Origin of the sequence: Solidesulfovibrio carbinoliphilus subsp. oakridgensis (genome assembly GCF_000177215.2) — a bacterium.
Lineage (GTDB): Bacteria > Desulfobacterota > Desulfovibrionia > Desulfovibrionales > Desulfovibrionaceae > Solidesulfovibrio > Solidesulfovibrio carbinoliphilus.
Window position 1 is genome coordinate 3248926 of record NZ_CM001368.1, and the last position, 13765, is coordinate 3262690.

The 13765-nt window shown below is 45.1% G+C and carries 11 protein-coding genes; 6 read left to right on the top strand and 5 right to left on the bottom strand.

Annotation, left to right across the window (positions count from 1 at the left end; genetic code table 11):
* The first annotated feature begins 95 nt into the window (after positions 1-95).
* Positions 96-986: a class I SAM-dependent methyltransferase gene (locus tag DFW101_RS14180; protein ID WP_009182216.1), complete on the top strand. Its 891-nt coding sequence runs from the start codon at positions 96-98 to the stop codon at positions 984-986.
* Positions 987-1210: 224 nt separating this feature from the next.
* Here DFW101_RS14180 and DFW101_RS14185 read toward each other — a convergent pair whose 3' ends face one another.
* A complete protein-coding gene (locus tag DFW101_RS14185; RefSeq protein ID WP_009182217.1) occupies positions 1211-1777 on the bottom strand; it encodes a recombinase family protein in 567 nt (188 codons plus the stop codon).
* Positions 1778-1908: 131 nt separating this feature from the next.
* On the opposite strand from DFW101_RS14185, the gene DFW101_RS19550 reads away from it, so the two are divergent.
* From DFW101_RS19550 to DFW101_RS18690, 4 genes are all read left to right on the top strand, one after another.
* Entirely contained in the window at positions 1909-2265 is a 357-nt protein-coding gene (locus DFW101_RS19550; RefSeq protein ID WP_157137650.1) for a hypothetical protein, read from the top strand.
* Between the two features lie 310 nt (positions 2266-2575).
* Entirely contained in the window at positions 2576-3613 is a 1038-nt protein-coding gene (locus DFW101_RS19160; protein WP_009182218.1) for a CHC2 zinc finger domain-containing protein, read from the top strand.
* Positions 3614-3619: 6 nt separating this feature from the next.
* Complete coding sequence (locus tag DFW101_RS19165) at positions 3620-6835, top strand: RNA-directed DNA polymerase (RefSeq protein WP_009182219.1); 3216 nt, start codon at positions 3620-3622, stop codon at positions 6833-6835.
* Complete coding sequence (locus tag DFW101_RS18690) at positions 6828-7736, top strand: carbon-nitrogen hydrolase family protein (protein WP_009182220.1); 909 nt, start codon at positions 6828-6830, stop codon at positions 7734-7736. Before DFW101_RS19165 ends, DFW101_RS18690 begins: the two co-directional genes overlap by 8 nt.
* Positions 7737-8643: 907 nt before the next feature.
* Here DFW101_RS18690 and DFW101_RS14195 read toward each other — a convergent pair.
* From DFW101_RS14195 to DFW101_RS19170, 3 genes are all read right to left on the bottom strand, one after another.
* Complete coding sequence (locus DFW101_RS14195) at positions 8644-9885, bottom strand: ISL3 family transposase (protein WP_009182221.1); 1242 nt, start codon at positions 9883-9885, stop codon at positions 8644-8646.
* 172 nt (positions 9886-10057) lie between these two features.
* Complete coding sequence (gene traI, locus DFW101_RS14200) at positions 10058-11683, bottom strand: TraI/MobA(P) family conjugative relaxase (RefSeq protein ID WP_009182222.1); 1626 nt, start codon at positions 11681-11683, stop codon at positions 10058-10060.
* An 18-nt stretch (positions 11684-11701) separates the two neighbouring features.
* Complete coding sequence (locus tag DFW101_RS19170) at positions 11702-12187, bottom strand: plasmid mobilization protein (protein WP_232286059.1); 486 nt, start codon at positions 12185-12187, stop codon at positions 11702-11704.
* A 190-nt stretch (positions 12188-12377) separates the two neighbouring features.
* Between DFW101_RS19170 and DFW101_RS19555 the strand changes: the two genes are divergently transcribed.
* Entirely contained in the window at positions 12378-12758 is a 381-nt protein-coding gene (locus DFW101_RS19555; protein WP_157137651.1) for a hypothetical protein, read from the top strand.
* A gap of 62 nt (positions 12759-12820) precedes the next feature.
* Here DFW101_RS19555 and DFW101_RS19175 read toward each other — a convergent pair whose 3' ends face one another.
* Positions 12821-13711: a tyrosine-type recombinase/integrase gene (locus DFW101_RS19175; protein WP_009182224.1), complete on the bottom strand. Its 891-nt coding sequence runs from the start codon at positions 13709-13711 to the stop codon at positions 12821-12823.
* Positions 13712-13765 lie beyond the last annotated feature (54 nt).

The following is a 13765-nucleotide window of genomic DNA, read 5'->3' on the forward strand; positions in this document are numbered from 1 at the left end:
TTATCGTAGCTTGATAAATTTTTCTAAAATCCATTGCCAAGCGCGTGCAATCAATGTAATCTTTGTAATCATACATTCAGACAAGGGAGAAATCTATGACCAGCAAGACAAAAGTTGTCACTGTCAGGCTCACAGATGAACAGTATACGTTTTTTAACGACTGGCAGAAAAAGCTTCAGGCTCAAACAGGGATTGAAGTTCCAATGGGAGCTGTCATTCGCAGAGCTTTAGAAGGTTTTATGCATTTTGCAAGTTCCCAAAATCGCCAGGAATCTCCAGACCTGCGAGAAGCGCAAGACCGGCTACAGGCCTCCAAAGAATACGTGACGGAATACAACCAAAAAATGAGGAGTGACAAAATGACTATTGACAACGCCGAATATAAAAAAGGCTTCGCCGAGCATTACGAGGAAGGCAGGCCGGTTTGGGATATTGGGAAGCCGCAAGCTCCGTTCATCGAAATTGCAGATAGGATAAAAGGCCCAATTCTTGATGTGGGGTGCGGATCAGGAAGCGTTGCAGTTTTCTTTGCTGAAAAAGGAAATACCGTTACGGGAATTGACCTTGTAGACAAAGCGATTGAGCGCGCCAGAGCAAAAGCGGCTGCAAAGGGCCTTAATGTGTCCTTTCAGGTCAAAGATGCATTTACCCTCATTGAAAGTGACTGGCGGTTCCCCAGCATTATTGACAGTGGTTTGTTCCACGTTTTCGCTCGTGATTTGGAACGGCAGCGCCTGTATGTCGAAGCACTCGCGCACGTCATCGAGCCGGGCGGGACGCTCTACCTACTGGCGGCGAAAGATCAGCCGGAAGGTAGTATCGCTCTTTCCGGTTACAGTCACGATGAACTCGTGGATGCTTTTTCAGAAGGATGGAAATTTGAATCAATCAAAGAATTTATGGCAGAAGTTACTCCGGAAATAGCAGAGAAACACCCTGATGTAGAATGGTCTACCTGGTTTGCCGTCATCAAACGTCGCGTATAATATTGAATTGCTGCTTGATACCCGAACCCTGAACTATATCATTTTTGTTTAGGGTTGGTAGGTCTTGCTGCATATAGGATGTTTAAGGCTTATTTCAAGTTCCTGTGTTTATTAACTGAAAGGCAGAGTCAGTTTGACTCTGCCGTTTATTTTTCAACATGAGATACTTCAATTCATTTTGTGTGCGGGTCATAGCCCAAATGCGACGACAATTCGCAGACGGCTCAGCTCCCGGCACGCGCCCGTGCAAGCAAACGCGATATGGTTGAGGGATGAATTTTGAACAGGCGGGCCATGTCCGCCGCCACCTTCCGGCCGGACGTCACGGCGTCCACGATTTCCTTCTCTTGTGCGGCTGTGAGCCGTGGCTTCCTGCCTGGAATGCGGCCCTTGGCGCGGGCCTCCTTCAACCCGGCCCTGGTGCGCTCCCGGATCATGGCGCGTTCGAACTCCGCGAAGGCCCCAAGCATCTGCATGACCATCCGACCGGCCGGTCCTGAGGTATCGACGGCCTCGGTCAAAGAGCGGAACTTCGCCCCGGCGGCTTCGACCTTTTCGAGGATCATCAACAAATCCTTGAGCGAGCGGGACAGGCGGTCGAGCTTCCAGACAACAAGCGTATCGCCTTCGCGCAATTGCCCAAGCAGCCGGTGAAGTTCGGGCCGATCCCAGCGGCCACCCGAGGCGGATTCTTCAAATATTTTTTGACAACCGGCATCCTTCAGCGCCCGGATTTGGGGCGCTGTCTGCTGGTCGTTGGCTTTGGAGACGCGGGCGTAGCCAAGGAGCATAGGGTTGTTGCCTTTTCTTGTTGCCATTTAACGGCATTTGGCAACATAATTATGCAAAAGGCAAGCCCTTGAAATGGCTGCGTGGCCTGAACCCTTGCACAAACGAATGTTTTCGCAAGACGGGAGGGCTCATGATGTACCCCGCCAATGCCTCACCACCATTGATGGAAAGGGCTGACGCTATCCTGTACCCAGCGCCTCCGATGTTTTCGGAAGATCGTATCGGTGCCAGCAAGGAAGACTTCTCAGTAATATCTATTCCCCGAGCAAGTAAGAATTCTGTCCTGATTTTTCGCCGAAAAGGGGATGGGCGGTCTCAGTCTTCGCTGCTGCTGCCAAGGACCACCGCGAGCAGGCGCTCGGCGTCTGATTCCTTGGAGCTGCTCGATGAATCCCTCTGGCAGAATGGCCAGGATCTCGTGGAAATCCTGCTGGTCGATCCTGATATTTTTCCCAGGGCCTCGCCGCCTTGTACTGTCGGCGGCTAATCTTGAGCAGGGCACAGGGCTTGTTCCTGGGTGGCTTGTCAGGAGGGTTGTTAAGCATGTAAAATCAGAAATTCGCTCTACAGGGTATCAGTGAGCGTTCCTTTCTGATTGCCGTCCGGGGGATATGGGGTTAAACTTGCCCGATACATATGGCGAGCAATCGAATCAAGCTTGATAAGGTTAAGCGGTTTAATAATATATTTTTAATATAGTTATCCAAAGCAAATTTAGTTATTTTAGCAAAGATAAATTTATAAAGACGATAAATTAAAAATAAGATAATCAAAACGACTAAGGATAGTGATGGATTATGAATAAAATGATTAATGATATAAAAAGCATACCAATAAAAGAAGTAGCCTTGAAACTAGGGATAAAGGTTAAAGGGAATAAGGCGAATTGTTTTGGGGGACATGACAACAAAACGCCAAGTTTAAGTTTCACTCCAGGTAAAAATTTATGGCATTGTTTTGGTTGTGGGCTAGGAGGAAACAATATAGACTTAGTAGAAAAATCTCTTCGATGTACCTTCAAGCAATCACTGCAGTGGTTTGCAACAAATTTTGGAATAAACATTTTTAACTTCCGAAAAACACATGATAAATTGTATAATCGACAAAAAGTGGCCGTACGTCAAGGAATAAAAAAAGCAACGGCAGAGGTTGATACATATAAAGCTGATCTTGAATTATACGAATGGATTATCAAAAAACTTGAACTTTCGCCAGAAGGAGAAAATTATCTTCGGGAAAGAGGCCTAAAAGAAGAGACTATAAGTTACTTTAAGTTGTGCGACATAGTAAGTCCAAATAAATTATTTATGGAAGCAGTTAAAGCATGGGGTCTTGAGCGACTGCACAAAGCTGGTCTCACGCGCATTAATCGGAACAAAACACATTCATTTATTTGGTGGGGGCATAATATTATAATTCCTTTTATGTCAAATGGGCACGTGACCTACATCCAAGCAAGGCGTCTTGAACAAGGTGGTCCAAAGTACATAAATATTTCAAATATTCAAAAACCAATGTTTAACTTAGATATATTGAGAAAACTCAAGCCGGGGTCGCGTGTTTATATATGCGAAGGGGTTTTTGATTGCATCGTTGGATGGCAATTTAAATTAAATACTGTCGGGATACTTGGAGTAGGTAGTTTCAAAGATGAATGGGTGGACCTTTTTGCTAACTTTAATATAGTAATAATTCCTGATGCGGACGAAGCAGGTGAAGCGTTTGGGCTCAAGGTTCAGAAAGTCTTTGCAAAAATGGCTAAAGTCATACAAATTGTTAAGCTTCCAAATGGAAGCGATCTAAACGATTTTCTCACCGAAAAACATAGGCGCTAAACTACTATGGACTTTAATTCTCAACTACTATTGCCAGAAAACTTCTATTGGGCGTGGGAAAAAGCAAAAAAAATGTATATGCATTTTGATGCTTGGCATAACGAACTTGAATTGGCAAAATTTGAAGGTAATCTATCAAATAATCTACATTCTATCGAAAAAGATTTTTCTTTAAAAACTTATACTACAAAGCCAATTATTCCTATGGCGCACCCTAAGAAAGTGGACGCCGATGGAAATAAACAACTTAGACAATATTTTGATATATCAATAAGAGATCAGGTTGCATGGATAGCTTATATCAACGTTGTTGGGCCATGGATTGACAGAATAATGCCTGCCTGGAGTTATGGCCATAGGCTATTTAGATCTGTATGGTTTGACCAAGAACAGGAAGGTAGCCATTTAAAATTCGGTAACTATAGACATTCCTCTGGACAACTTTATCGAAAGTTTCAGCAAAGCTGGCCCATATATAGGCGACATATTTATTTGACAATTAAAGCAATGACAAAAGGGAAGAAACCCTGGAGTGAGATAAACGATCTGGATCCCGAGGAAAGCCAAATACTAACAACTGAAAAAAAACTCTCCGAAAATTATAAGTTAGGCTACCTAAAAGATGGATATTGGCCAGGAGGGGTTAAGGAGCTTTACTGGGCAAGCATTGATCTAAAGAAGTTTTACCCCAACATCAATTTAAAAGTGATATCTAAAAATATTACAGATAATTTAAAGGGAAAATTGCCGCCCGATATGGGGTTATTGCTTGATGGGTTATTAAATTTTAAGATTAAACATGTTGAATACACCGAGCCTGAATTGATTGAAATAGGCCTTTCTAAAAGGCATGACCAATTTTTTGGACTTCCGACAGGTTTATTTGTTTCGGGGTTTTTGGCCAATATTGCCATGCTATCTGTTGATCAGATAATAATGGAAAAACTTGAAAGTAAAAAAATAGCTCATTTTAGATTTGTTGATGATCATGTTTTTATTGCCTCTGACTTCAATGAGCTATTGACATGGATACAAGAGTACAAAAATATCCTCGCACTAGAAAATATAGGTGCCGAGATTAATCTGGAAAAAACTGAGCCTGAAGAACTTGGAAAAGTACTCAATAATATTTCTAGTGGGTGTGGTATTGATATAAATAATTTAAACAATGCTATGGATGCTGCATCAAAAAAAACCAGACTTGATCCTTTTTTCCCCTCGCCATTAATGACTAAAACTCTTGCTGTTGTGTCTAATATAGCTAAAACAAAGTTCGACCTGTTACACCCTACTGAACAAGATCATTTATTTAATGACTTGGAGCATCTGCTTGTGACAGATTTTCCAAATGCTGAAATACGTGAAGGGACCAGAATATCTTTTGCTGCGTCAATGATTTCTAGATTTGCTCCTAGACGTCTATATCCATCTATTGAGACTGCTAATGCTGCAAAAATTTTGAGCAGCTTCAAGACAATTTATAAAAATTCTTGTGAAAGAAAGGAAATTGATATTGAGAAAAAAAACGAATTAAATATAAAGATAGAAACCTTGCAGCTTAAATATAAAAAGTGCGAAGACGATGACAATAGAAGAATTGATAAAGAAATATACAGAATTTCATCTTTGTTAAGTAAAGCAATCCGTGACCATCCAGAAAAATTACGCCTCTGGGAAAAGACTTTAAAGTTTTGTGCCAATACCGGGCATGAATTAACTTTTATTGAAAATGAACTAAATAAAATTAGGTCTGAATGTAAGTTGACTGCTGCATACATTGCAGCATACATTCATTTAATTATTGCAAGACAAATGTTCATAAGCGTTAAAACAATGGTTTCAGAAGAAAGATCAATAATACAAAAAAAATTTGCTGAAAGCTACATACTTAATGCTATAAAATTTTTAAATTCGACGAAAGATACCTGCTGCTATTATTACGAAAAAATTTCATTTAACCTTGCCCAGTGCGCTTTTTGTTCTGTATTAGTCATTGTTAATGGTTCCCCTGGCATGTTTTCTCAATCATTTGCGCTAAAAATTCAAGGATTAGTAGAACAGCTTGGGTTAAATTTATATTGTACTGAACCGTATCAGTGGGTTGATGCGACAAGTTACCAATTATCGACTTGGCATTGGTGGATTGAGTCGTTGGCATCAGGGCCCTTGTCAACCGTACCAAGTCCTACTTGGTACTATTTCATTAACGTTGTGGAAGATATAGACGCTACATCATGGTCCTTAATCTCTAAATACCCTTACAACATTCCTGAAAAATTAGTACCTAAAATTGAAGAGGTGATTCTCAGTAGAAAAAATAAGTCAGCCGTGGACTATGGCTGGATATATGATTTCATTAAATCTAGACCAAAAAACAGTTCTATATATACAAAAAATAAACACCCTCCTAAAATTAATTATGTTCTTAAGTCTCTTTGCAAGGATGTTGACTTTGTCACTCTCGATGATTGGTTAGTGTCTTTTCAAAATGATAATAATAGATCTATCTTTGACCCCAGATATTCAGAGTGGACGTACCTTGAAATTATACGTCAGATTTGCGGTATACTTTCATCATTTGAAACAATTTCCAATCGTAAGACAGCATTAACACATATACATCCGTCAAATTATAAAATTCCTAAAGCTTGGGGATGTTCTGGTGGGCAACTAAATTCTTGGGAGGCTTGGCGAAATATCGCGCATTCACATAAGATTGTTTTAAGAAAAGATAATTTAATACATGATGAGCGGCTTACACCTTCATGGATAAAAGGACATCTTAAGGATACAGAGTGGGCACCTGTTAGAGGCTTAGGAATGCTTTTATTGGGAATGGTCTGTGGAACATTTAGATGGCCTTCCTCATGGAATCCAAGAGGCTTTCAGAGGGCTCAGTCTTATCTTGCAAAACAATATATAAGGTCATGCCCGGTATCCTCATGGACTAGCGCGATTTTATCTTCATGCCTATTGCCCCGTTCGCGCGAAACATTTCTTTTGTCTCCAATATTTAATGAAATGAAAAACGACGACGACACAACAATTGACCCACCCCCAATTTCTAATATTGGCGATCTTTCTAGGTTTGTAACAAAGGCTCAAAATGTTCTTGTTAAATACCAGGTAGCTGTTTCAAATCATCAGCCTCGCCAACTTATCCCTGTAAAACTTTCCCAGATGACGAGAGATAACTGGAATAAGGAATTAACGGATGACTAACTGCGATAGTCAAAATACTAACGGAAGCAACCTTTCTGAATTTTTAAGAATTGGGTTAATTCAAACTACACTAGATAATAACGTTGCTTGGACAAAAGCTCCAAGGATGGAACTAAGTGAGGAGATCAGAGCATGGAATGAAATCCAAAGAGGTCTTGCAAGTATCAATTCGTCACCATTTAAACCTGATATTGTAATTTTGCCCGAGTTAGCACTCCCTCGTCCCCATATAAGAGATTTCAAACGGATTTGTGCTGAATTGGGTGTAATTGGTATCACTGGAGTAGATTATCTTGTAGATTCAGATAAATCAACAGTATCAAACCAAGCGCTGGTCGTTGTCCCCCAAAACTGGCCCAAAGGAACTGGAAAATATTGTACTCCTTTTTACGTGGGTAAAACCTATCCAGCGCCATTCGAGGAAAAAACAATTTCAAACTTCGGCTTGAGATTTAAACCAGATCCGACGCTATGGTTATTTGATTCTGACAGCTTTGGACACATAGGAGTATGCATCTGCTATGATTTTATGGATATTGAGCGTTCCGCAATATACTGCGGAAAGATACATCATTTGTTTGTGCTAGCTTATAACCGAGATTCTACATCGTTTTACCATTTGGCGGAATCACTTTCTAGAACTATCTTTTGCAATGTTGTTCTTTGTAATACTGGTCACTATGGTGGGTCTCTGGTTATTTCTCCTTATTATGACCCATACAGAAGAACTATTTATCGCCATGAAGGTTCTGGACTATTTACAATACAAGTCGTTCAATTACCCGTTTTCGATTTGCATGAAGCTCAGTCATCGTCTGCACCACGAAGAGGATTATTTAAAAATAGACCACCAGGATATGGTGACAAGATTAGACTTGTTTCTACAACTAGAATTATTTGATTTTTAACGGATAGTTTATTATTCTGATATTGATTTGTTTTTTCTGATCAACCATTAAAGGAGGAGAGTGATCGCAATCCGTATTTTATCAAAGCCTTTCACGTTAACTATTAATCGACTGGCCCGGCTTCATCAGCGCCTAAAAAGACTTCGGCGTATACTTCTCTAACAAATGTAGTACAAATTAGTGAGATGGAAAAGAGAGGTTAGTCTCGACTCTCTGTGTAACAAGTTGAGATTGTCTCGGAATGAGAAATAATTTTTCTTTCACTTTATGGCCAATTAATCTTCAAATTCTTCCTCGATTATTACTCGAGTACTGAGGCATGGTTGCAAGCTTGCTTAAAAGGGAGGCATTTGGAAAGAGGAGAATTAGTATGTATCTAATCCGTAATCAATTTCAAAGTTGACTTTAACGCAAAAAATGGGGATAGGTATTTTTAAATATTGTTTTGATAGAATGTAGGATTTTAAAAGTATATATTCAATTAATTGGCCGTTCGATTTTCTTCATCGATTATTTTCCATTTTTTATTCCGCCGATTTTATTTCTATAAAATTGTGTGTTAAACAGTTCTGCTGCGTGTTCTCTCTTGATGATGGCTGAACGTCCTATGATCCCGACGTTAAATTACTCTTGATAGATTATCGTGGGTTACAAATCCGTTATTAATATGCTTTTAAGCCTTTTTTCATCCATAATAATAACGAGTAAACCCCCGGCTCTGCAGGGGACTTACAAAGCTTAGGTTCTTCGACGCGCAACGTGAAATTGACCCAGCCCTCAGACAGGCTGTAGTTCTCCTTCGAGGGGACGATTCCGGCCAGCGCGCGCCCAACCTGCCACCGGCGCTGGCGTCTTCGGGGACGCTCCTTTCTACTGGTTCTTCGACGTTTGAAATGGAATTTACTTTTTGATGAGATCGCCGATCGGAGCGGCAATCAAGTAGATCATGGTGATGAAGTTGGCGACGTTCCGGTAGCCCCTGGCTCTGGCCCTTGCCGCCTGGAAGAGGCCGTTTAGGCCTTCGAGGCGAGCGTTGGTGTGCCAGGATTGCCACCTGGCCAGGATGCGCTCGAGGTGCTTTTCGAAGGTCCGAATTGCCTTGGCCACCGGGGCAAGGAGCGGTTCGCCTTCGATCTTGTCCCGGACGTAGTTCAGGAAATTGGTCGAACGCCACCGCGCGGCCTGGCTGGTCTCGGCCCGGCGAATCCAGCGAAGCTGCTCCTTGACGCGATAGGCGACGCCTGTAGCGAAAGCTTCCGTCTCAAGTTCCCGCAAGGCCTCGGCTTGCGGTTGCGTCTTGGCCGTCTCGCGGCCCTTGAGCACGCCCCAGCGCGTCCCCACCGGCAGCGCCCGCTCCCGCGCTTCAGCCTTTCGCACCGCATCCACGGCCATGGTGAAAAGCTGGACAACATGAAACCAGTCCACGGTCACCTCGGCCTGGGGGAAGTGCTCCTTGACCGCCGCCACAAAGCTGCCGGACATGTCGCTAACGACTTCGAGCACGCGTTCCGGATGGCCGCCGTGGCTTCGCAGGTGATCCCGGAAACGCTTTACCGTTTCCTTCCCCTTGCCCTCAGTGGCGAAGACCACTGGCCGCTCCTCGCGACCCAGATGAATGAAGACGGTCACATAGCGATGGCCACGCCGGCAGGCGGTCTCGTCCAGGCCGAACGCCTCGAGCGCGCTGAGGTCTATACGGTTCATGGCCTCGGCCACGTAGTGGTTGATGACCCGACACAGGCGCTTGTCGGTGGTGCCGACAAAGGAGGCGATCGTGGCTACCGGCATCTCCCTGGCCAAGGTCATGACCACCTGCTCGAAAAGCAGGGTGAAGCTGCTGCCGGGCCGCGCCCAGGGGACGGTGACTCGGCGGGTGCCATGGTCAGGGCAATCGACTCGCGGCACCCGCGCGGTCAGATAGCAGTAATGCTGAAAGAAATTGAGGTGGCGCCAAGTGAACTCCTGGTAGTCATGGGGCTTGCACATCCGACCGCACTGGGGACAGGGATGGCTGGCGCCCCGGACGGAGCCAAGCGTCAAGTGGAGCTCGTGCGGCACCTTCTCGATGTCGAGCCGCTGACTGACGATCTGCCAGGGCGGTGTCAGCCCCAGGCCAAGAGCGAAGATGTCCTCTGTGCGCATACCGCCCCCCTCAAGGGACGGCTACCGTCTGTCCGAGGGCTCAGTCAATTCCACGTTACGCGTCGAAGAACCAAAATATGCTGAGTTGGAGTGGTGCCTGCCAAGGAGGCCCGGTAGAGAGAAGTTCTATAACGTCATTCATATACATACTAAAATGCCTCAGCGATAATCGTTAGTGATTGATCTCAACTGCTTGATCCCTCTTGAAATAGCTGACAATATTGTCAGCTAAGCTGATACTCCTTCCCCACTTGGCTTTTGCATAAAGCAAAGCTGCCTCACGGGTAATTTCATCAGTCGAGAAAATGATTTGTTTTCCTGTGTCGCGTATCATCCCGCCACTGGCCAATCTGAGGAATACGGTCCCTTTAGTATCAATCGAACTCGTGAAGCCTGAGAATAAGCGCTTCCTATTCAGGTTCGAAGTCTCCATCTCGGCAAGCTCACCGGCCTTCGTCACGGCAAGGAGGCCTCGACGTGCCCGCGAGCTCACGCCGACGAAAGTCATGATCTCCAGTTGCTCTTTGAGCCATTTCTCCTGGATGTCTTCCCGCTGTCCACGGCGTGAAGTTTCGCTCTCAGGTTCAACCAGCTGAGCCTTCGACCGAAGGATGGCCAGGGCCACTTCATTGCCTTGTCCAGCTTTGCATCTCAAAAAATTCGTCCAGTTCGAATAGGGCGTTTCCTGTCTGACCGTTTCCCGTTCCGCATTGATCCGTTTTCGAACCTTGAGCCTGTGCTCCGCCTCATGTAGGCGCGCTATCTTAAGGAGCTCAAACCGATGGCGCCCGTAAAATTCTCGGGAAATTTTTTGGCGTTCCTGGTCCCACCTCGTTCGGACGGCTTCAAGCTCCGCATGGGCTCGGTTGGTAAGGTCCCCCAGGGCTACTTTTCGAGTGCCGATCCCGGCTTGATATTCCTCATAGAGAGCGCCCCGATTGGGCTCGCGCTGTACAGGCTTGGCCGTGTACCGCTCATCCCCGGGAGAGTGTGTCTTCGCCCGGTCGGGTGGGGCGTAGGCTCCAAACCGCCGGACCAGGTTCATCATGGACAAGGATCGATCCAAGCTACTGGCCTTGATGGCGTGCTTGCCGTTGCGATCTTTGATGGCCAAGCCGTTGCCGTGTGGCTTGATCTCCAGGCCGTACCGGGCAAAGGCAGCATGAACCTGCTGCCATCCAGCGGCCTGCCCTAGGGTCTCAAGGATTGGTTCCCTCCGCTCCTTGACGTAGCCGTCAAAGGACTGTTGCCCCGTCTGGGCCTCAACCGTGGCCGCCACGGGCGTCAGCTTCGGGCCCGCGTTTTCCATGGTGCGGCCATTATCGATGGCTAGGCCGAAGCGCTTTTCCAATTCGCGGCAGACGTGATCCCGGAGGTAGTAATCGCGGTAGGGCTCATGCCGGGCCAGCTTCTCCGGGTGGATCATGTTGTAGGCTACGTGCATGTGCAGATTGTTGGTGTTTTTGTGCACCCCGCAATGCCGTTGGTGCTCCTCGAATCCCAGGGCCTTGGCGAACTCGAGTTCGATCTCCTTAAGTGTCTCCGGTGTGAGTTTAGCCTCGTCCTCGGGCCGAAAGCTCACAATGAGGTGGTAAGTCTTCTCTTTGGCGGATCTCGTGTTCAGGTCCTGGGTGTCCGTGACCTCCTGGATGGCCAGCTCATAATCATCTTCGGCCCAGCAGCCGGCGCACCAGCTCATGAGTGATTTCTCGTCACCAAGGTTGGCCGCCCTGATGTAGCGAGCCAACCGTCGGTAATCATCATTTTCGACTTTGCTTGAAATGTGACGACTAATCATAAAATCGCTGGCTTATGCTCAAATTCTTAAAATAAGAGCTTTCATTTCCCGCTGCCGGGCTTCGATCTCCCTGAGCACGTGGCGTACCTGTGGGTGTAATGAGTCAAGAGGAGTTTCCTTCTCGGAAAGGCACAGCTTGAAAAGTCCACCGAGTCTGCCGAGATCAGCATTGATCTTGAGTAGTTCAAGCCGATATTGCTGCTTCTCAAGGCTCGGTGTCGGCAGGCCCAGACAAACCCGTTTAATATAGGTTGAGCATGATAAGCCGGCGCGTTTGGCATTCGCCTGAATCTCAGCGTGCTCCTCAATGGTCACGTATGCCCAAAGTGCAGGTTTTTTCGATGGCATTTTCATCCCGGTTCTAGCGTTGAGCCGCAGGCGAATAAGCAAAGCCCCGCAGGGCAGGACGTAAGGTACTTGTACCTTACCTGTCCTGCCTCCGCTGCCTTTGTCAGTGTTTGGACGTTTTATGTCAACATGTAAAAAATTGTCGTATAGTGACAAATTATGTTCCTCTAGTGACAAATCATCTGGAGATTTTAAGAAGAAATTCAATCTAAAAATGTGGGATAAAAGACAATTTGTGTTGACATGTAGTGACATATAGTGACATATTGAGTTTGCATCTGAGAATTTTATGTTGTTGGCGGAGGGCTTAACAGATTCAATTTGTAAGTCAGCTCGGAGGTGGAAGGTGGCTTTTATTGAAGGATTTTTTGCCGGGGGAATTATATTTTTATTAGTCGTATTCGGAGGAATCACTTACTATTTGTCAACATTCGGGACAATATTTGCAATTTCGTTTATCATTTTTTGTATTGGGTTGATCTTTATATATTTTGGACTCCAGTGTAAAAGCCCAGGCTTTATGCTGTTCTCCTCCTGTTGTACGATGTTGGCGATTGTCCTTGCAGTGCTTCAAGAATGTTATGGCTTTAAGCATCCGGCTTGGCCGCTTGGAGGGCGAGGGGGGCTGGTTTTCCTCGGAATCGCAGTGATCGTCGCTCACATGGTAAAGCGCTTTAATCTTTGGCTTTGGCGCTTTTTTTCGGTTCTGGCCGAAGAAGCACAGTAAACTGCCTGTATCGATTATTTGCCCATCCACCTGTAGATTCAAGTGGATGGGGCAAAAAGTTGTTAGAGCGGGCCGCCTATATTGACATAATCGACAAACTGTTCTAAGGCCTTAACGGCAGTTGCCCCCTGGGTCGGGGCTAGGTGGGCATATCTTGAGGTCATCTGAAGGCTTTTGTGCCCCAGTAGCTGACTGACTACGATTAATGGTGTGCCAGCCTGGACAAGCCAACTGGCGAAAGTATGCCTTAATGTATGAAATACAACCCGTTGACGCCGATCTTGGGTCGGCGTGTTAAATTGACAAGTCTGAACGGCAGTTGAAAAGATCCGGTTTACATTTTTTATTTGCCGATCATGTTCTTTGAAGACAAAATCTGTACTGCCCGCGCAATTCGCCTTTAGGATATGCCGTGCAGTTGCGTTAAGAGGAATGCTTCTATTCCTATTGGATTTTGTTTCGAAGATGTATAGTGCTGAATTTGGTTGATCGAAATGACTCGGGCGTAATGAAAAAATTTCTCCTGCTCGTAAGCCAGTATGAAGTGCTAACAAACTAATGTCGTGCCAAAGTTGAGATTTTAGCGAAAGTTCTACGAGTAACGTATTCGCCTCTGATTTTGTTAAAAAGCGGACACGCTTGTTGTCAAATTTTGGCATGTCGAAATTTGGTAGCTTGGCATCGAGAAGGTCCCATTGCTGGGCACGATGTAATACACGCCGCAATAGTGAAAGGCAGTGTGTGATAGTTTGAGGGCTTAGACGCTTTTTGACAAGAGCTGCCCTAAAAGAAAGCAAGTTTTTGTTCGTAATATTTTCGACAAGATGAGTAGATCCGAAGTATTTTACGATGTGATTGTTCCATCTTCCTGTCTCGGTTCGGATACAATACGCTGGACTAGATGACAGAACAAGGTTAGCATAAAGTTCCCAGGCATCAGAAATAGTAGCCATACACCTCTCCTAAGATGAGAATTTTGGAGAAGGACTGTATAGCAAGAAAGTTGA